This is a genomic window from Actinomadura sp. 21ATH, from assembly GCF_041951345.1.
Taxonomy (GTDB): Bacteria; Actinomycetota; Actinomycetes; order Streptosporangiales; family Streptosporangiaceae; genus Spirillospora.
In genome coordinates this window covers 110,203-129,300 of sequence record NZ_JBGNUR010000011.1, presented here as the reverse complement: position 1 = coordinate 129,300, position 19,098 = coordinate 110,203, and the positions used below count along the sequence as shown (strand labels likewise).

At 72.3% G+C, this 19,098-nt stretch carries 15 protein-coding genes; 4 read left to right on the top strand and 11 right to left on the bottom strand.

Features of this window, described 5'->3' with window-relative positions; all coding sequences use genetic code 11:
• Positions 1-55 precede the first annotated feature (55 nt).
• A complete protein-coding gene (locus tag ACA361_RS28025) occupies positions 56-622 on the top strand; it encodes a hypothetical protein (RefSeq protein WP_375016699.1) in 567 nt (188 codons plus the stop codon).
• A 69-nt stretch (positions 623-691) separates the two neighbouring features.
• Here ACA361_RS28025 and ACA361_RS28020 read toward each other — a convergent pair whose 3' ends face one another.
• From ACA361_RS28020 to ACA361_RS28005, 4 genes are all read right to left on the bottom strand, one after another.
• A complete protein-coding gene (locus ACA361_RS28020) occupies positions 692-1,297 on the bottom strand; it encodes a response regulator (protein WP_375016697.1) in 606 nt (201 codons plus the stop codon).
• Positions 1,294-2,445 carry a sensor histidine kinase gene (locus ACA361_RS28015; protein ID WP_375016695.1) on the bottom strand — a complete coding sequence of 384 codons (1,152 nt, stop codon included), beginning with the start codon at positions 2,443-2,445 and terminating at the stop codon, positions 1,294-1,296. The genes ACA361_RS28020 and ACA361_RS28015 overlap by 4 nt, the downstream gene beginning before the upstream one ends.
• Positions 2,446-2,575: 130 nt before the next feature.
• Positions 2,576-3,223, bottom strand: coding sequence for an ATP-binding cassette domain-containing protein (locus tag ACA361_RS28010; RefSeq protein WP_375016693.1), 648 nt, complete (start codon positions 3,221-3,223; stop codon positions 2,576-2,578).
• A 204-nt stretch (positions 3,224-3,427) separates the two neighbouring features.
• On the bottom strand, positions 3,428-4,591 hold the full coding sequence (locus ACA361_RS28005; protein ID WP_375016691.1) for a lactate 2-monooxygenase: 1,164 nt from the start codon (positions 4,589-4,591) through the stop codon (positions 3,428-3,430).
• A 96-nt stretch (positions 4,592-4,687) separates the two neighbouring features.
• Here ACA361_RS28005 and ACA361_RS28000 point away from each other — a divergent pair, with 96 nt between their 5' ends.
• The gene (locus tag ACA361_RS28000; RefSeq protein ID WP_375016689.1) at positions 4,688-7,177 is read left to right on the top strand and encodes a DNA topoisomerase (ATP-hydrolyzing) subunit A; all 2,490 of its coding nucleotides are present in this window, start codon (positions 4,688-4,690) and stop codon (positions 7,175-7,177) included.
• Positions 7,178-7,272: 95 nt separating this feature from the next.
• Here the strand turns inward: ACA361_RS28000 and ACA361_RS27995 are convergent, their stop codons facing one another.
• From ACA361_RS27995 to ACA361_RS27975, 5 genes are all read right to left on the bottom strand, one after another.
• Complete coding sequence (locus ACA361_RS27995) at positions 7,273-8,109, bottom strand: hypothetical protein (RefSeq protein ID WP_375016687.1); 837 nt, start codon at positions 8,107-8,109, stop codon at positions 7,273-7,275.
• A gap of 83 nt (positions 8,110-8,192) precedes the next feature.
• Positions 8,193-8,849 carry a hypothetical protein gene (locus ACA361_RS27990; protein WP_375016685.1) on the bottom strand — a complete coding sequence of 219 codons (657 nt, stop codon included), beginning with the start codon at positions 8,847-8,849 and terminating at the stop codon, positions 8,193-8,195.
• A 402-nt stretch (positions 8,850-9,251) separates the two neighbouring features.
• Positions 9,252-9,620: a steroid Delta-isomerase gene (locus ACA361_RS27985; RefSeq protein ID WP_375016683.1), complete on the bottom strand. Its 369-nt coding sequence runs from the start codon at positions 9,618-9,620 to the stop codon at positions 9,252-9,254.
• Positions 9,621-9,755: 135 nt separating this feature from the next.
• Positions 9,756-11,111 carry an APC family permease gene (locus tag ACA361_RS27980; RefSeq protein WP_375016681.1) on the bottom strand — a complete coding sequence of 452 codons (1,356 nt, stop codon included), beginning with the start codon at positions 11,109-11,111 and terminating at the stop codon, positions 9,756-9,758.
• Positions 11,112-11,255: 144 nt separating this feature from the next.
• Entirely contained in the window at positions 11,256-13,343 is a 2,088-nt protein-coding gene (locus ACA361_RS27975) for a type IIA DNA topoisomerase subunit B (RefSeq protein ID WP_375016679.1), read from the bottom strand.
• Positions 13,344-13,601: 258 nt separating this feature from the next.
• Here ACA361_RS27975 and ACA361_RS27970 point away from each other — a divergent pair, with 258 nt between their 5' ends.
• Both ACA361_RS27970 and ACA361_RS27965 read left to right on the top strand, forming a co-directional pair.
• On the top strand, positions 13,602-13,832 hold the full coding sequence (locus ACA361_RS27970; RefSeq protein ID WP_375016677.1) for a hypothetical protein: 231 nt from the start codon (positions 13,602-13,604) through the stop codon (positions 13,830-13,832).
• Positions 13,833-14,075: 243 nt separating this feature from the next.
• Entirely contained in the window at positions 14,076-14,819 is a 744-nt protein-coding gene (locus tag ACA361_RS27965) for a YaaA family protein (RefSeq protein ID WP_375016675.1), read from the top strand.
• 159 nt (positions 14,820-14,978) lie between these two features.
• On the opposite strand, the gene ACA361_RS27960 is transcribed toward ACA361_RS27965, so the two are convergent.
• Both ACA361_RS27960 and ACA361_RS27955 read right to left on the bottom strand, forming a co-directional pair.
• The gene (locus ACA361_RS27960) at positions 14,979-16,652 is read right to left on the bottom strand and encodes an RNA polymerase sigma factor (RefSeq protein ID WP_375016673.1); all 1,674 of its coding nucleotides are present in this window, start codon (positions 16,650-16,652) and stop codon (positions 14,979-14,981) included.
• Positions 16,653-16,952: 300 nt separating this feature from the next.
• Positions 16,953-19,097, bottom strand: a complete 2,145-nt coding sequence (locus ACA361_RS27955) for a SpoIIE family protein phosphatase (protein ID WP_375016671.1) — start codon at positions 19,095-19,097, stop codon at positions 16,953-16,955.
• Between the last annotated feature and the right edge of the window lies 1 nt (position 19,098).

Below are 19,098 nucleotides of genomic sequence, written 5' to 3'. Positions count from 1 at the left end.
CCTCTCTGCGGGAGGGCCCTTCCCCCTGCCTGCACGATCACGAGGTCCCCGCCACATGAACGACAACGAGGTGTACGCGGAGTGCCTGCGGCTGCTCCAGGACGGCCTGCCCGAGGCCGGCCCGGCCGGCGCGGACGGCGGCCTGGACTTCCTCCCGCTCGGCCTCGACGTCGACGGCGACATCGCCGTTGTCACGTTCCTGCGGCTTCCGGGGACGGTCCACGGGAACGTTCCGCCGTTCATCGAGGGCTGGACGTTCCACCGCCGCGACGGCGAGTGGATGGAGCTGGGCGGCGGTGGCGGCTGCGCCGTCGACGAGCCCCTCGCCCGCCGGTCGGCCGCCGAGCTGGGCGGCCACCTCCAGCGGTACGGGTGGGGCCGTACCGTCCGGAACGCCAACCGGCTGCTGCCCTGGGGCGCCAAGTGGGTCAGCCAGGTGCGCCTGCGGGCGGCGGCCGAGGTCACCCACCTGCGCGTCGGCAAGCGCCTGCTGCCGGTGCCGCCGCACGGCCACACGGCCGTCGTGTGGGGCGCCCGCCGCGCGCCCGCCATCGAGGCGCTGGGCGCCGACGGGTCGGTCCTGGAGACCCTCAGCGTCGACGGCGTCCTCGCCCGCGCCTGACCGCCCCGGCGCCCGCGGCGTCCGCCCCGTCCCCATCCCCGGCGCCTGCCCCGTCTGCGGCGGCCGCCGTCACAGCCAGCCGAGATCGCGGGCGGCGCGCACCGCCGCGTGCCGGTTGTCGGCGCCGAGCTTGGTGACCGCCGCCGACAGGTAGTTGCGCACGGTCCCCTCCGACAGGCCCAGCGAGCGCGCGATCCGCGCCACCGGGGCGCCGTCGGCGGCGGCGCGCAGCGTGTCCAGCTCGCGCGGCGTCAGCGGGCACTCCTCGGCGGCCAGCGCGTCCGCCGCCAGCTGCGGGTCGATGTAGCGGGCGCCCGCCGCCACCTGCCGGATCACCTCCGCCAGCCGCGCGCCCGGGGCGTCCTTGCCGAGGAAGCCGCGCACCCCGGCGGCCATCGCCCGCCGCAGGTTGCCGGGCCGGCCGTGCGCCGTCACGATCACCAGCCGGCAGCCGGGCAGCGCCGCCGACAGCCGCTCGGCGGCGGCCAGCCCGTCCAGGCCCGGCATGTCGATGTCGAGCACCGCCACGTCCGGCTTCAGGCTCAGCGCCCGGTCCACGGCCTCGTCGCCGCGGCCGACGTCGGCGACGACCTCGATGCCCTCCTCGGTGCCCAGCAGCAGGACCAGCGCCTCCCGGATCAGCAGATGGTCGTCGGCCAGCAGAACGCGGATCACGCCACTCCCTCCACCGGCCCCGCCGGTACCGCCGGTTCCACCGGCACGGCCGCCGCCAGCCGGAACGTGCCGTCGCCGACCGGCCCGGCGGTGAACTCGCCGCCCGCCGCCGCGATCCGCTCGGCGAGTCCGGCCAGCCCGCTGCCGGTCCCCTCGGCCCGGCGGCCGGCGCCGTCGTTGCCGATCTCCAGCCAGACGCGGTCGCCGTCCGACCACACCGTGATCATGCACCAGGTCGCGCCGCTGTGGCGCAGCACGTTCGTCGCGGCCTCCCGGGCGGCCCAGCCGAGCGGCTCGTGCACGTGCGGGGGCAGGTCGGGCGAGATCTCCGGGGGCTCGCACCGGATGCCCGCCGCCCGCAGGACCGCCGACATGCCCTCCAGCTCGGTGCGCAGGGACGTCGCCCGGTAACCGCGCACGACCTCGCGCACGTCCCGTACCGAATCGCGCGCCATCCGCTGGATCTCGACCAGCTCCTTCCGGACGCGCTCCCGGTCGCGTTCCACGAACCGCTCGGCGACCTCCGCCCTCAAGGCGACGGCCTGGAGGCTGTGGCCGAGGACGTCGTGCAGGTCGCGGGCGAAGCGCAGCCGCTCCTCCCCCACCGCCGACCGCGCCAGCTCCGCCCGCGCCTCCCGCAACTCCTGGACGACATGGAACAGCCACACGGTCACGTACCCGGAGAACGCCGCCAGCGGGATCCCCAGCGCCTGGTAGAGGACGTTCAGCGCGGGCAGCCCCAGCAGCAGGCCGTACGCGGGCGTCAGCACGGTCGCCGCCGCGGCGGCCGCGACGGCCTCCCGCACCGGGAGCACCACGGCGATCAGCCCGGCGGGCAGGAGCAGGGCGTTCCCCCACCCGGCCGCCGCGTCCATGAACGCCGCCAGCGCCCAGCAGACCGCGGCGATGGCCGCCAGCCCCGCGCGGTGCGCCGGGACGGTACGGCGCATCAGGTTCAGCCAGAGCAGCCGCCCGTAGAGGGCGAACACCGCCGCCGTGGACAGCGCGCCCACGGCGGCGCGCCCGTAGTCGTGCCGCTGGAACAGCTCGTACCAGAGGGCGGGCAGCATGTAGCCCGCCAGGGTCACCAGCGTCATCGCCACGATGATCATGGCGATGCCGGTGGGACGCGGGATCCTGGGCTGCACGGGCCTGCCTGCCTCCGCCTGGGCGCTGGGGTGGCCCCAAGAGTACGTACGCGCCCGGATACGGGCGAAGAGCCCGGCCGGGATCACCGCGACCGTTGTGCGGGGCGACGGCCGCGCGCCCTCCCGGGTGTCACGCCGCCCAGGGCGGCGCGGCCGCCGCGACGCTCCCCCGGTCCAGGACCACGGCCCGGTCGGCGGCCGCCACGTCGTCCGGGTCGGAGGTGGCCAGCAGGATCGTGACCCCGCCCGCCGCCAGGCCACGAAGGACGGAGCGGACCTTCCGGGCGCCGGGCCGGTCCAGGCCGGCCGCCGGCTCGTCCAGGAAGAGCACGTCGGAACGCCCGATCAGCGCGAGCGACAGGTCCAGCATGCGCTGCCCGCAAGGGGTCAGCCGCTCGAACGGGACGTCCTCGCTGCCGCCGAGCCCCGTCGCGCGCAGCGCCTCGTCCCGCGTGATCGGATCGACCGTCCAGCGCCGCCAGGTGTCGACGACCTCCGCGACGGTCAGCCCCGGGAACAGCCCGCCCTCGCGCCAGACGGCGCCCGTGCGCAGCCGCGCGCGGTCCTCGTACGGGTCGGCCCCGCGCACCCGCACCTCGCCCGACGTCGGCCGCCGCATCCCCGCGGCCACCTCCAGCAGCGTCGTCTTCCCGGCCCCCGCCGGACCGGCCAGCGCGCAGATCTCGCCCTCGCCGACCCCGAAGGAGACGCCGCGCACGGCCTCCCGCCGGCCGAACCGGACCCCGGCCCCCCGCACCTCGATCACGTTCACGCCCATGCCTCCATGCTCGCGCCACCCGGCGAGAGCCTGCAGTCACGGGCGTCAGGAGTGCGCCGGGACTTTCTCAGGGCGGACCCATGACATCCGTCATGGTCGCCTCCGCCCCGCGCAAGATCGCCGATGTCCGGAGACTAGCCCGGCCTGGAACGCTCCGACCTGGGACGGAGCCGCACGTTCGCGGTTCGTAAGAACTTCCGGGACTCAGATCTCCTGGAGGATCTCCGGGGTCAGCTCGTCGGGGCTCTTGTGGCCCGACAGGACCATGGTCAGCTCCAGCTCGGCCATCAGGCAGCGCAGCACGTGCCGCACGCCCGCCTCCCCGCCCAGCGCGAGCCCGTAGGCGTACGGCCGCGCCACCAGCACCGCCCGCGCGCCCAGGGCCAGCGCCTTGGCCACGTCCGAGCCGGTCCGCACGCCGCTGTCGAACAGCACCGCGGCCTGCTCCCCCACCGCCTCCACGACGCGCGGCAGCGCGTCCAGGGACGCGATGGCGCCGTCCACCTGGCGGCCGCCGTGGTTGGAGACGATCACGCCGTCCATGCCGGCGTGCACCGCCCGCCGGGCGTCGTCCGGGTGCTGGATGCCCTTGAGCGCGATCGGGCCGTCCCAGTGCTCGCGCAGGAAGACCAGGTCGTCCCAGGTCAGCGTGGGGTTCCCGAAGTTGGCGACCCAGTGCAGGATCGCGGTGTCGCGGTTGGCGTCGGTGACCGGCCCGCCGACCGCCTTCTGGAAGACCGGGTCGGTGAAGTAGTTGGCCGTCCCGATCCCGCGCAGGAACGGCAGGTACGCCTGGTCGAGGTCGCGGGGCCGCCACGCCAGCGTGAACGTGTCGAGCGTGACCACCAGCGCCGTGTAGCCCGCCGCCTTCGCCCGCTCCAGGAAGCTGATCGCGAGGTCCCGGTCCTTGGGCCAGTACAGCTGGTACCAGCGCGGGCCGTCCCCGCTCGCCCCGGCGACCTCCTCGATCGTGAACGAGGCGGCCGTGCTCAGCACCATCGGCAGCCCGCACGACGCCGCCGCCCGCGCGACCGCCAGCTCGCCCTCCGGATGGAAGATCGACTGGACGCCGATCGGCGCCAGCAGCACCGGCGCCGGCATCGGCGTCCCCAGGACCTCCACCGAGAGGTCGCGGTGGCCGACGTCGCGCAGCATCCGCGGCACGATCCGGCGCCGCTCGAACGCCGCCCGGTTCGCCCGCGCGGTCGACTCGCCGCCCGCGGAGCCCGCCACGTACCCGAACGCGCGCGCCGACAGCCGCTCCTGCGCCAGCGCCTCCAGCCTGGTCAGATCCGTGGGAAGCTCGGGCAGGACGTCGCCCAGCCCCTTCAGGTAGATCTCGTTCTGGAAGTCGGCCAGCGGGCTCATCGGGAACCTCCGGGGAGATGTCGGAAGGGTGACTTTCGGCGCGCCGGACGCCCGTCCGGTGCGAATCTGTCTCTGGGACCCGCCACAATGTCCCACATGGCACGACGCGGATCCCAGGCCCCTCCCCCGCCGGACTTCGAAGAGAACATCATCGACGTCGATGTCTCGGAGGAGATGCGCGGCAGCTTCCTCGAGTACGCGTACTCGGTCATCTACCAGCGGGCACTGCCCGACGCGCGCGACGGGATGAAGCCCGTGCAGCGCCGGATCCTGTACTCGATGAACGAGATGGGCCTGCGCCCCGACCGCGGGCACGTCAAGTGCGCCCGCGTGGTCGGCGAGGTGATGGGCAAGCTGCACCCGCACGGCGACAGCGCCATCTACGACGCGATGGTGCGGCTGGCGCAGCCCTGGGCGATGCGGATGCCGCTGGTCGACGGGCACGGCAACTTCGGCTCGCTCGGCGGCGACGACCTGCCCGCCGCCATGCGGTACACCGAGTCGCGGCTGACCCGCGAGGCGATGCTGATGGTCGCCTCCATCGACGAGGACACCGTCGACTTCCGGCCCAACTACGACGGCCAGGAGACCGAGCCCGAGGTCCTGCCCGCCGCGTTCCCCAACCTGCTGGTGAACGGCGCGTCCGGGATCGCGGTCGGGATGGCGACCAACATGGCGCCGCACAACCTCGGCGAGGTGATCGCCGCGGCCCGGCACCTGATCGACAACCCGGACGCCACGCTCGACGACCTGATGCGGTTCGTGCCCGGCCCCGACCTGCCGACCGGCGGCCGGATCGTGGGCCTGGACGGCATCCGCGACGCCTACGAGCGCGGCCGCGGGACGTTCAAGACCCGTGCCACCTGCACCATCGAGAACGTCACGGCCCGCCGCAAGGGCATCGTGGTGAGCGAGCTCCCGTACGCCGTGGGCCCCGAGCGGGTCAAGGCGAAGATCAAGGAGCTGGTCAACAACAAGAAGATCAACGGGATCTCCGACCTGAAGGACCTCACCGACCGCAACGTGGGCCTGCGGCTGGTCATCGAGGTCAAGAACGGCTTCAACCCCGAGGCGGTGCTGGCCGAGCTGTACCGGCTGACGCCGATGGAGGAGTCGTTCGGCATCAACAACGTGGCGCTGGTCGACGGCCAGCCGCGCACGCTGGGCCTGCGCGACCTGCTCCAGGTGTACGTCGACCACCGCATCGACGTGGTGCGGCGCCGTTCCGCGCACCGCCGCAAGAAGCGCGAGGACCGGCTGCACCTGGTCGACGGCATCCTGGTCGCGCTGCTCAACATCGACGAGGTCATCCAGGTCATCCGCGACAGCGACGACGCGGCCCAGGCCAAGCAGCGGCTGATGCAGATCTTCGAGCTGTCGGAGATCCAGGCGCAGTACATCCTCGACACCCCGCTGCGCCGCCTCACCCGCTACGACCGGCTCGAGCTGGAGAAGGAGAAGGAGCAGCTCAGCAAGGAGATCGCGCGGCTGACCGCGATCCTGGAGTCGGAGAGGAAGCTGCGCAACCTGGTCTCCAAGGAGCTGGGCGAGGTGGCCAAGGAGTTCTCCACGCCGCGCCGCACCGTCCTGCTGGAGTCGTCGGGGCACACCGCGGCCGCCGCCGTGCCGCTGGAGGTCGAGGACACGCCCTGCCTGGTGCTGCTGTCGTCCACCGGCCTGATGGCCCGCACGCACGACGCCGAGCCGCTGGCCACCGAGGGCGCCCGCGCCAACCACGACGTGCTGGTCTCGGTGGTACGGGCCAGCGCCCGCGCCCAGGTCGGCGCGGTCACCTCGGCCGGCCGGATGATCCGCGTCGAGGTCATCGACCTGCCGACGCTGCCGCCGTCGGCCGCGCCGCCGTCGCTGGCGGGCGGCGCCCCGATCACCGAGTACGTCGATCTCGAACCGGACGAGCGGATCGTGGGCCTGAGCTCCATGGACGGCTCGCTCGCCCTGGGCACCGAGCAGGGCGTGGTCAAGCGCGTCGTGCCCGACTACCCGCCCAACCGCGACGAGTTCGAGGTCATCACGCTCAAGGAGGGCGACCGGGTCGTCGGCGCCGTCACCGTCGCCGAGGACGACGACCTGGTCTTCATCACCAACGACACCCAGCTGCTGCACTACTCGGCGTCCAACGTCCGCCCGCAGGGGCGCGCGGCGGGCGGCATGGCCGGGATCAAGCTGGCGGCCGGCGCCCGCGTCATCTGGTTCGGCGCGCTCGACCCGTCCCGCGAGTCCCGGGTCGTGACGATCTCCGGCTCGTCGTCGGCGCTGCCCGGCACCCAGACCGGCGCCATCAAGGTCGCCGACTACGCCGACTTCCCGGCCAAGGGCCGCGCGACCGGCGGCGTCCGCTCGCACCGCTTCCTCAAGGGCGAGGACACCCTGATCATGGCGTGGGCGGGCCCGGCCCCGGTGAAGGCCGCCACCGCCACCGGCAAGCCGCTGGACGTCCCGGCCGAGCTGGGCCGCCGCGACGGCTCCGGCGAGAAGCTGCCGCAGGCCCTTCCGGTCCTGGGCGGCGCGCTCAACTCGCCTCCGGAGCCCGCCGAGCCCGTGGAGCCCGCCGAACCGGCCGAGTGACCGGAACGGGACGGCCCCCGCGCGGACGTCGAGCGTCCGTGCGGGGGCCGTTCCGCTTCACGTGCCCCGCTGGTGCCCGCCGCCGGTCGTGCCGCTCAGCCGACCTTGAGGGTGCGCGGGTCCCGCAGCGCCGCGGTGCCGCCCTGGTAGGAGGCCACGGCGATGTACGTCTCGAACGTCGCCTCGTTCCGGCCCGACGGCGACGGCAGCCCGGCGGCCCAGTCGATCGGCCAGCCGAACGCCCCGCAGGTCGCCCTGGGCACGGTGAAGGTCCTGTCGGCGGCCGTGGCACCGATCACGAACGGGTTCCCCATCGGGTCGGCCGGGTCGCCGGGGCTGATGACCCGGATCGTGGACATGTCGGCGATCATGGTGAACCTGATCGGCTGGGCCTCGGTGCCGATGTAGCAGGACCTGCCCAGCAGCAGGTTGATGATCCGTACCCGCATGTCGACCTTGGCGGTGGGCAGCGCGAACGCGAAGCCCCCGGCGTAGTGCGGCTCGATCTCCACCTTGAAGCCCGGGACGTCCTCCAGGCCGGGCGCGGGCACGCCGAGCAGCGCGAGCACGCCGCCCGGGACCTTCATCGGGTCGGCGTCCATCCTGATCTGCTTCAGCTCGTTGGGCCCGCCGCCCGCCGGCGGCCCGGTCTGCGCGACGATCTTGATCGGCTGGGTGATCTGCTGGGTGAGCCCGCCGAGCTTCATCGAGCCGCCGCCGACGACCATCACCAGGCACTCCCACCGCGCCGCCTCGGCACCGTCGGGCAGCTTCGGGCAGTCGGCCCGGAGGTCGAACGCCGGAACCGCCCGCGCCTGCGCCGCCGCGGGCCGCGCCGGCGCGGCGGAGGCGGCGGTGCCGGGCTGGAGGGCGGCCAGGCCGAGGAACGCGACCGCGGCGGCCGCCAGGCTCTTGCGGAATGAGATCTTCACAGCGGAATCGCCTCTTCTGCGGGGAACGTGGAAGCCCGGCCACCCCGTACGGGAGCGGGACGGCCGGGCGGGGGGGCACACCGTCAGGCGGTGATGTGGAGCTTCTGGCCGTAGGTGGCGTCACCAGGGGCGACCTTGCCCATGGCCTTGCCGGTGCCGTTGGCCGTGACGTCGGTCGGGCACAGGAAGCTGCCCGACTTCAGGCCGAGGGACACGCCGTTCATCGTCCCGGCGAGCTGCCCCGTGGAGTTGGCGGGGTTGTCGGAGTTGCGGACCTCGAAGGTGAGGCTGGTGTGCTGCGCGTCGAACCCGTAGACGCAGCTGATGAACCCGAACGACGCCTGGATCTCCAGGTCGGGGTCGGTGAACGTCAGCGTGCCGTCGTAGTCGCCGGTCGGCCCGTAGGCCAGCACGCCGTCGGTGTAGGGGAGGTTGCGGAACGACACCGTCGGCGCTCCCAGGTTGCTGGTGCAGCCCGTGGCGGTCGCCGAGTCCAGGGTGCCCGACCCCGACGAGGTCAGGGTGCCGCGCAGGTCGGCCGACGAGCAGCTGGCGGTGAAGCCGGTGCCGGCGAAGGTGAGGTCGCCGACGTTGAGGATCTGGTACTGGCCGTCGTAGGGCGCCCCGGCGGGGCCGTCCCTGCGGACCGTGGTGGACGCCGCCGACGCGGAGCCGGCCAGCAGGCCGACCGCCGCGGTGGCCGCGACGAGGGGTGTGCCGAGCTTGACTAGGGCCTTCACGTATTCCTCCTCGGATATCGGCCCGTGTCGATGCTTCCGGCGGTGGATGGTGCGCGAACGGGGTGATCTGGCCCGGCCGCGCTCCGCGCCGGCCCCCGAGGCGGCGTCGCGTCCCGGATCCGGAGGTGGCGCGCGCCGCGTGAGCGCTCACCCGAGATCTAAGAACAACTCCCGTGATGTAGCAAGCGCTTGGGTACTGGGGATTGGCCGGGAACGGCCCGCGGCGGCGTCATCCCGGCGGCGGGCACGCGCGTCCGTGCGCGTCCCGGCGCCCGCCGGGACGCGCTTCCTTGTCATCGCCTCACAAGAGTCGTCATCACCTCACAAGAACGGCCGGCCCCGCGCACGGAACCGGCCGGTCTCCCGAAGCCTCGTGACAACTGGCTTACTCGCCCGCCCTAATTATTGCTCCATGTCGTCGGGGCCCCAGTACGCCTGCATCTTGACGATCCTGCCGTCGTCGCCGAACGTCATGACGTCGATGGCGCGGATGCGCACGTTCATCGCGGGGACCTCCACCGTGAACGCCATGGCCGCGGCGTTGCCCTGCGAACCGCGGATGGGGCCGTCCAGGACGAGCCTGGAGCCGGCCGCCACGGCGTTGGTGTAGAACTCCTCGATCGCCGCGCGGCCCGAGATCGGCGGGTTGCCGACCGGGTCCTCGACCACCGCGTCGTCGGCGAACAGCGCGACGATCGACGCGGCGTCGCCGCGGTCGAAGCCGTCGACGTAGCTCTGCAGCGCCTTCTTCATCTGGTCGGACGTGGGCATACCGGACCGCCTTTCGTGTCGGGGAGAGGCTAGCAAGCGAGCGCTTGTTTTACGAGACGCGCGCCGCGGCGGCGAGCCTAGGCCCGATGTGCCGGGCCGGGACAGCCCGCCCTCCCGCTCAGCGGGAGGGCCCCGTCAGGCGTCCAGCCTCTCGGCGTCGACGGACTCGGTACGGCCGACGATCAGCCGGTTGACCAGCCACAGCACCAGGCCGAGCGCGAGCAGCACGGCGGCGCGCAGGTAGACGGCGCCCTCCCGGCCGGCGATCGGCAGGGCCAGGAACGCGCAGCTCAGCGCGCCCAGCACGGGCATCCAGGTCGGCGCGCGGAAGTGCTCGTGCCCCACCCGTTCCCGGCGCAGGACCAGCACGCAGACGTTCACCAGCGCGAACACGCACAGGAGCAGCAGCACGGTGGTGTCGGCGAGCCCGCCGACGTCGCCCGTGCTCACCAGGACGACCGCGATCGCCACAGTGAACAGGATCGCCGGCCAGGGCGTGGCGCGCCGCGGGTGCACGACGGCGAACACCGAGGGCACGATCCGCTCCCGCGCCATGCCGTACACCAGCCGGGACGCCATGATCATGTTGATCAGCGCGGTGTTGCCCACCGCCAGCAGCGCGATCAGCGCGAACAGCTTGGGCGGGAAGTCGAACCCGGCGACCCGGACGACCTCCAGCAGCGGCCCGGTCGAGGTCTTCAGCGTCTCGGTGTCGACCAGCATGGTGGCGGTGAACGCGACCGCGATGTAGATCACGACGGTGATCGCCAGCCCGCCGAACAGCGCGACCGGGAAGTCCCTGGCCGGGTTCTTGGCCTCCTCGGCGAGGTTGACCGAGTCCTCGAAGCCGATCAGCGCGTAGAAGGCCAGCGCCGCGCCGCCGAGCACGCCCAGGAACGCCCCGTTCGCCGGGTCGAACTCCAGCGCCCGGCCGGGTTCGCCGTCCCCGCCGGCCAGCGCGAAGACCCCGATCACCATGATCACCAGCAGCCCGAACGCCTCGATCAGCGTGAGCACCACGTTCACCTTGATCGACTCGGAGATGCCGGCGAAGTTCACCAGCGTCACCAGCGCGAGGAAGATCAGCGCGCCGACCAGCGTCGGCAGCGACACGAACTCGGCGAGGTAGTCGCCGCCGAACGCGCGGGCGGCGGTGCTGGCCGAGGTGATCCCGCTCATCATCACCGCGAACGCCACGATGAACGTCACGAACGGGATCCCGAACGCCTTGTTCGTGTAGAGCGCGGCCCCGGCCGCCCGGGGGTACTTGCCGACCAGCTCGGCGTACGCGGTGGCGGTCAGCGCCGCGAGCACGAACGCCACCAGGAACGGCGCCCACACCGCCCCGCCGACCTCGCCCGCGACCTGCCCGACCAGCGCGTAGATGCCCGCCCCGAGGATGTCCCCGATCACGAACAGCATCAGCATCCTGCGCCCGATCACCCGGCGCAGGCCGCCGCCGAGCGTGCGCGGGTCGACCTCGGTCGCCATCTCCGCCCTCCTTGATCGTTTCGGAGGGTGGTACCCGGACGGCGGCCGATAATCGTCACGAACAGGTCGAATCCCCGGGGCGGGCGGCCGGCCGGGCCGCCCGCCCCGGGGATTCGCCGGGGTCAGACGCGCGCTGTGCGCGGATCAGGTGTCGATGCGCTCGATGTCCAGCTCGGCGGCGCCGGCGGTGATGAACTCGCGGCGCGGGGCCACCTCGCTGCCCATCAGCAGCTCGAAGATCCTGGCCGCGTCCTCGGCGTCCTCGATCCGGATCCGGCGCAGGATGCGGTGCCGCGGGTCCATGGTGGTCTCGGCCAGCTGGTCAGCGTCCATCTCGCCCAGGCCCTTGTAGCGCTGGACCGGCTCCTTCCAGCGCATCCCCTTGCGCTCGAACTCCACCAGCTTCTTGCGCAGCTCGGCGTCGCTGTAGCAGTAGACGTACTTGTCCTGGCCCTTCTTGGGCTTGATCAGCTCGATCCGGTGCAGCGGCGGGACGGCCGCGAAGACCCGGCCCGCCTCCAGCATCGGCCGCATGTAGCGGTACATCAGCGTCAGCAGCAGGGTGCGGATGTGCGAGCCGTCCACGTCGGCGTCGGCCATCAGGATGATCCGGCCGTACCGGGCCGAGTCCAGGTCGAACGTGCGGCCCGAGCCGGCCCCGATCACCTGGATGATCGCGGCGCACTCGGCGTTCTTGAGGACGTCGGCGACCGACGCCTTCTGCACGTTGAGGATCTTGCCGCGGATCGGCAGCAGCGCCTGGAACTCGGAGTCGCGGGCCAGCTTGGCGGTGCCCAGCGCCGAGTCGCCCTCGACGATGAACAGCTCGCTGCGGTCGTCGGCGGTGCGGCAGTCGACGAGCTTGGCCGGGAGCGCGCTGTTCTCCAGGGCGTTCTTGCGGCGCTGGTTGTCGCGCTGGGTCCGGGCGGCGATCCGGGTCTTGGCGGCACCGACGATCTTCTCCAGCACGGCGCGCAGCGGCTGCTTCTGGCCGCGCCCCGGGTTCTCGAAGATCGCCTTGAGCTCGCGGCTCACCACCTGGGACACGATCCGGGCGGCGGCCGAGGTGCCCAGCACCTCCTTGGTCTGCCCCTCGAACTGCGGCTCGGGCAGCCGCACCGTGACGACGGCGGTCAGGCCCTCCAGGACGTCGTCCTTGACCACGTCCTCGTCGCTGTTGCGCAGCAGCTTGGAGGCCCGCAGCTGCTCGTTGATCACCCGGATCAGCGCGCGGTCGAAGCCGCGCACGTGCGTGCCGCCCTTGGGCGTGGCGATGACGTTGACGAACGACTTGGTGACGGTGTCGAAGCCGCTCCCCCAGCGCAGCGCGACGTCCACCTCCAGATCACGCTCGACGTCGGTGGGCACCAGGTGGCCCTGGTCGTCCAGCACCGGGACGGTCTCGGTGAAGTGCCCCCGGCCCTGGAGCCGCAGCACGTCGATGATCGGGGCGTCCTTGGCGAGGTAGGAGCAGAACTCGCTGATGCCGCCGTCGAAGCGGAAGGTCTCCTCGAAGACCTCGTCGCCGCGCTCGTCGCGCACGTCGATGGTCAGGCCCGGGATGAGGAACGCGGTCTGCCGCATCCGGTCGAGCACCTGGCTCTGCTCGACGGTGGCGCCCTTGAGGAAGATCTGCGCGTCGGGCCAGAACCGCACCCGGGTGCCGGTGGTCTTGCGGGAGACCTTGCGGACCTGGTGGACGCCGGACCGCCGCTTGAACCGCGAGTTGGGCCGCTCGTCGGCGAACTCGCCGGGCAGCCCGCGGCGGAAGCTGATCGCGTGGGTGGCGCCGTTGCTGTCGACCTCGACGTCGAGCCGCGCCGACAGCGCGTTGACCACCGAGGCGCCCACGCCGTGCAGGCCGCCGGACGCGGTGTAGGCCACGCCGCCGAACTTGCCGCCGGCGTGCAGCCGGGTCATCACCAGCTCGACGCCCGGCAGCTTGGTCTTGGGCTCGATGTCGACCGGGATGCCGCGGCCGTTGTCGCCGACCTCGAACGAGCCGTCGGGGTGCAGCGTCACGCTGATGTGCGTGCAGTATCCGGCCAGGGCCTCGTCGACGCAGTTGTCGACGATCTCCCAGAGGCAGTGGGCGAGCCCACGGCTGTCGGTCGACCCGATGTACATGCCGGGTCGCTTGCGCACGGCCTCCAGGCCCTCCAGCACCGTGAGGTGCCGGGCGGAGTAGCCGTGCGAATCGTCGGTGGTGGCTTCTGCGGTCGCGGCGGTCAACGTGCCTGTGCTCCTCGGGGGTAGGACATTCGGCAAGAGGGTACCCCCGGGCACCGACACTCCACTTACAGGCTCGCCGCCGCACCTGATACACGTGCGTCGATCTTCGCCCTCGAAGGGCCGCCGTCCCCGGCGGGGCTGTGATTTGGGTCACTTAGCCGCCCATTCTGCTGTGGGCGTACGCACAAACAGGTTGGGAACGCCGTCGTCAGGTTAGATGTTGTCTTAAGTACCGACCCCGAGCATGAGGAAGGTGCCGTGACTGGAGCCCTTGCCCCAACCAAGCCGCTGTCCGTCGCTGACCGTTGCGACCGCTGCGGTGCCCAGGCCTACGTCCGTGCAGTCCTTGTAGGCGGCGGCGACCTTCTGTTCTGCGCCCACCACGGACGCAAGTACGCAGAAGCCCTCCGCGCCAGCGGGGCCGACATTCAGGACGAGACCGACAGGCTCAACGAAACCCCGGCCTCCGCGTCCAGCGAGGAGCGGTAAGCCTCGAAATAAAAGAATCCCCGGAACGGCGGTCACCGGTGGCGGTGGCCGCCGTTCGCCCATTTCGGAGAAATCTCCGAAAGCGAGCGAACAACGCTCGACCTCATAACGTGAGCAGTCAATTACACTGCGTATTCACTCGGGCGCCCCCCGGCCCGGCTCATAAGGCACCGGCGAATATCCTGAAGGGACCGGACGCCCATCATGATCGAACCCGCGCGGACGGACGGAGACGGGGGGAACGTGCTCATTCTGCTGCCGCCATCGGAACGCAAGGCCGCCGGCGGGGACGGCCCTCCGCTCGACCTGGAGAGCCTGAGCTTCCCGGAGCTCAACCCCGTCCGCAGGCGCGTCCTCGGCGCCTTGGGCGAGACCTGCCGGCGCGACGACGCGCCCGAGGTGCTGGGCCTGCCCGAGGGGCAGACGCAGGAGGCTCTGGAACGCAACCGCGCCCTGATGAACGCCCCCACGCTGCCGGTCTCCGAGCTCTACACCGGCGTCCTGTACGAGAACCTCGCGCTCGGCGCCCTCGACCCCGGGGCCGCCGCCGACCGGATCATCGTGTTCTCGGGCCTGTGGGGCGCGCTGCGGCTCACCGACCGGATCCCGCCGTACCGCCTCGCCATGGGCGTGACGCTGCCGCCCGAGGGCAAGCTGGCCGCCCTGTGGCGCCCCGCCCTCAAGGCGGCCCTGCGGCCCGCGGGCCGGCTCGTGGTGGACATGCGCTCCGGGCCGTACATGTCGGCCTGGAAGGCCCCGGAGCCCGCCGTACGGGTGCGCGTCTTCCGCGAGCGCATCCTGGGCGGCGTGCCCAAGCGGACCGTGGTCAGCCACATGGCCAAGGCCACCCGCGGCAGGATCGCGCACGATCTGATCGCGGCGGGCGCCGATCCCGCCACGCCCGAGGAGCTGCAGAAGGCCGTCGCCGACCTCGGCCACACCGCCGAGCTGAACGGCGGCGACCTCGACATCGTCCTGCACACCTGACCGATCCCGGCCAGGTGACAGTCAAGTAGCTGCCAGGCAAGGGCCCCGGCCGCCGCGCGAACACGCCGACCGCCCGTGGAGGCATGCCTCCACGGGCGGATCGCTGAGCGATGGGGCGTCTCCGGTCACGGCCGTGACCGTGACCGGAGACGAACCGAACTAGTCCAGGTAGTCGCGCAGGACCTGGGAACGAGACGGGTGGCGCAGCTTGGACATGGTCTTGGACTCGATCTGGCGGATCCGCTCGCGGGTCACGCCGTAGACCTTGCCGATCTCGTCCAGCGTCTTGGGCTGGCCGTCGGTCAGGCCGAACCGCATCGAGACCACGCCGGCCTCGCGCTCGCTGAGCGTGTCCAGCACCGAGTGCAGCTGCTCCTGGAGCAGGGTGAAGCTGACCGCGTCGGCCGGGACGATCGCCTCGGAGTCCTCGATCAGGTCACCGAACTCGCTGTCGCCGTCCTCGCCCAGCGGGGTGTGCAGCGAGATCGGCTCGCGGCCGTACTTCTGGACCTCGACGACCTTCTCCGGGGTCATGTCGAGCTCCTTGGCCAGCTCCTCCGGGGTGGGCTCGCGGCCCAGGTCCTGGAGCATCTGACGCTGCACGCGGGCCAGCTTGTTGATGACCTCGACCATGTGCACCGGGATGCGGATGGTGCGGGCCTGGTCGGCCATCGCGCGGGTGATCGCCTGCCGGATCCACCAGGTGGCGTACGTGGAGAACTTGTAGCCCTTGGTGTAGTCGAACTTCTCGACGGCGCGGATCAGGCCCAGGTTGCCCTCCTGGATCAGGTCCAGGAACAGCATGCCGCGGCCGGTGTAGCGCTTGGCCAGCGAGACGACCAGCCGGAGGTTGGCCTCCAGCAGGTGGTTCTTGGCGCGGCGGCCGTCCTCGGCGATCCACTCGAAGTCGTCGAGGTCCTCCTCGGACATCGACGGGCCGTCGGCGGCCAGCCGCTCCTCGGCGAACAGGCCGGCCTCGATGCGCTTGGCCAGCTCGACCTCCTGCTCGGCGTTGAGCAGGGGGACCTTGCCGATCTGCTTGAGGTAGTCCTTGACCGGGTCGGCGGTGGCGCCGGCGGCGGCGATCTGCTGGGCGGGGGCGTCCTCGTCGTCGTCGCCGAGGACGAAGCCCTCCTCCTCGTTGCCCGCGGGCTTGCCGGGGACGCCGGGCTTGCCCGGCGCGGCCGCGGCGACGGGGGCCACCGGGGCGGCCTCCTCCTCGGGCTGCTCCTCGGCGGCGTCGTCCTCGGCCGCGACCTCGAGGTCGCCCTCAAGGTCGTCGAGGTCCTCGAGGTCGGTGACGTCGACCTCGTCGTCGAGCTCCGGGTCGTCCTCGGCGCCCTTCTTGGCGGGGCCGGGCTTGGCCGCGCCCTTCACCGGGGCGGCCTTGGCGGCGGCGCCCTTCTTGGCAGGGGCCTTCTTGGCCTTGGCGGCCGCGCCCTTGCGGGCCTCGGCCTTCTTCGCGACGGCGGCCGGCGTGGGCGCCGGCGCCGGGGTCTCCTCGGCGCCGTCCTCGACGACCGCGGTCACCGTGTCGGGCTGCTCCTTGGCGGCCGCGGCGGCGGTCTTGGGCCTGCGCGCCGCCGGCGTCGCGCGCTTGCGCGATCGCTTGGGCGCCGCTGAGTCGGCAGCGCTCACCATGACGGTCACACCCTCCTTGCTCAGGCTCCGCAGGATGCTGGAGGCCTGTGACACGGGAATGTCGGCCTCTTCGAACGTACGTCGTACGTAGTCGGCGTCGAGGTAACCCTGGGACCGTTCACGCTCGATCAGTTGCGCGATGACATGCTCGTGCAGATCTGACGCTTTCGAGGTCGAGCTAGCAGGCGACACAAATACCTCTCGAACGAACGTGTGGCTTGGTTGACCCAAGTGCCCTGACGGGCCCGGCCTCACACGGGGTGGGACCACACACTGGGTGGGCCACCTTATGCGGACCGCAGCGTACCCGCTCTTACTGGGTCAAGCATTCTGGGACTGCCGCGCATTCCGCATCCGGTGTCCTCCCCGGTAACACACCACCTTAGGGGGCGCTGGGCGGTCCTTCGTACGCGCGGTGCCGGGTTTCGGCCGTATCGTGGCCTTGTCCGGACTCGTACGCGGAGCCGCCCCGGCGCGCTCCGGCGGCGGAGATCACCTGGGCTTCGGCGGGACGTGCAGGGCGAGTACGGTCACATCGTCCACTTGCTCGTATCCCGCAAGCATCCGATCGACCAGGAAGTCGACGACTCTCTCCGGATCTCCTACCACTTCAGGTGGGGCGTCGGCCGCCACGGCGACAAGCTCCTCCAGGCCGGCGTCCACCCCACGCCTACGGTTCTCCACAAGTCCATCGGAATAGAAGACCACAGTGTTGCCGGTCTCGATGGAAAAACTTGTCTGCTGCCGCTGGGACGGCCAGCCGAGCGGCGTCCCGGGCTCCAGCGAGCTGACCCTGGCGGGGGCGTCGGCGGAGATCAGCAGCGGCGGCGGGTGGCCGGCGTTGCTGAACGCGCCGCGGCCGGTCTCGGGGTCGATCACCGCGTAGGCGACCGTGGTGAACTGCTCCTCGTCCTCGGTGGCGCTGAACAGCCGGTCGAGCCCGGCCAGCACGGCGGCCGGGCGGGGGTCGTTCAGCGCGAGGGCGCGCAGCGCGTTGCGGACGCGGCCCATTCCGGCCGCGGCCAGCACGCCCTTGCCCATCACGTCGCCGACGGCCACGGCGAGCCGGTCGTCGGGGAGACGGAAGACGTCGTACCAGTCGCCGCCGACCTGGACGTGCCGGGTGGCGGGGTTGTAGCGGGCCGCCAGCACCATGCCGGGCAGCTGGGGCAGGTCGCTGGGCAGCAGGCTGCGCTGCAGCTCCTCGGCGGTCTTGTGCTCGCGCTCGAACAGCAGCGCCCGCTCGACCGCCAGCGCGCACTGGCCGGCCAGCGCCTCCAGGAAGACCCGCTCCTCCTCGGTGATCTCCCGGGGCCGGGTGAACGAGAACCGCAGCGCGCCGATCGGGGCGCCGGCCGCCAGCAGCGGCAGGCCGGCCCAGGCGCGCTCCTCGGTGTGCTGGAGGAACAGCCCGGCCTCGTCGCGGCCCAGCTGGAGCCGGAGGCTGTCGGGGTGCTCGGCCAGGAACGGGCGGCTCTCCCGGACGGCCACCGACATCACGGTCTGGTCGCTGACCTTGAAGTCCTCGCGGGAGGCGGGCCGTCCCTCGGCGCCGGGCGCGGAGGGGGTGACGATGCTGAGCCGCAGCTTGTCGTCGTCGAGCAGGGCGACGGCGGAGTAGTCGGCGCCGATCGCCGACCGGCCCACCTCGGTGATCACCTGGACGACCTGGCTGACGGTGAGGGCCTCGGCCAGCATCGAGGTGGCCTGCTGGAGGCGGGCGGTGCGGAGCGCGGCGGCCGACAGCTGCTCGGTGAGCCGGCCGCGCATCTCCTCGGCCTCGCGCTGGCCGGTGACGTCGGTGTTGGCGCCGACCCACTCGATCACCGTGTCGCCGCGCCAGATCGGCACGGCGCGCACGTCGAAGTGGCGGTACGCCCCGCTCTTGGTGCGGATGCGGTAGTTGGTCTCGAACACCCGGTCGTCGCCGACGCACTCGCGCCAGACGGCCTCGATCCGGGGCCGGTCCTCGGGGTGGACCACGGCGAGCCAGCCGCCGGTGGCGTAGTCGTCGAGCGTCTGGCCGGTGATCGAGCGCCATTCGGGCGCGTCGTCGATCACGCCGCCGTCCGGCGAGGCCACCCAGACGACCTGGGAGCTGGCCTCCACCAGCGAGCGGTAGCGCTGCTCCTTGCGCCGGATGACCTCCTCGGCGCGGCGCCGCTCGGTCACGTCCTGCGCGGTCAGCACGACGCCGGTGAGCCGGCCGTCCTCGCCGCGGGCGGGCAGCCAGGTGCAGGCCAGCACGCGAGAGCCGGCGGCGACGGTGGTGGCGGGCGGCCCGGGGACGGCCGGCTCCACCATCCCGCCCATCCCGCCCATCCCACTCACACTGCCCATGCCGCCCATCTCGTCCGGCGCGCTCTCCTCGCGGGGCCGCGGGACGGTCAGGTCGGACTCGGTGATCGCCTGCTCCTCGGCGAGCACGGTGCGCAGCGCGGACTCGAACTCGCCGGCCAGCTCGGCCGGCAGGAACTCGTCGGGGCGCCGCCGGTGCGGGTCGGTGCCGGGCACGCCCAGCAGCTCGGGGAGCGCGGCGTTGGCCCGGCGGCAGCGCAGGCCGGTGTCGAAGAGCGCCAGGCCCGCCGGGGCCCGGTCCATCAAGGTCGCGTACAGGGCGGAATCGGACGCATCCATA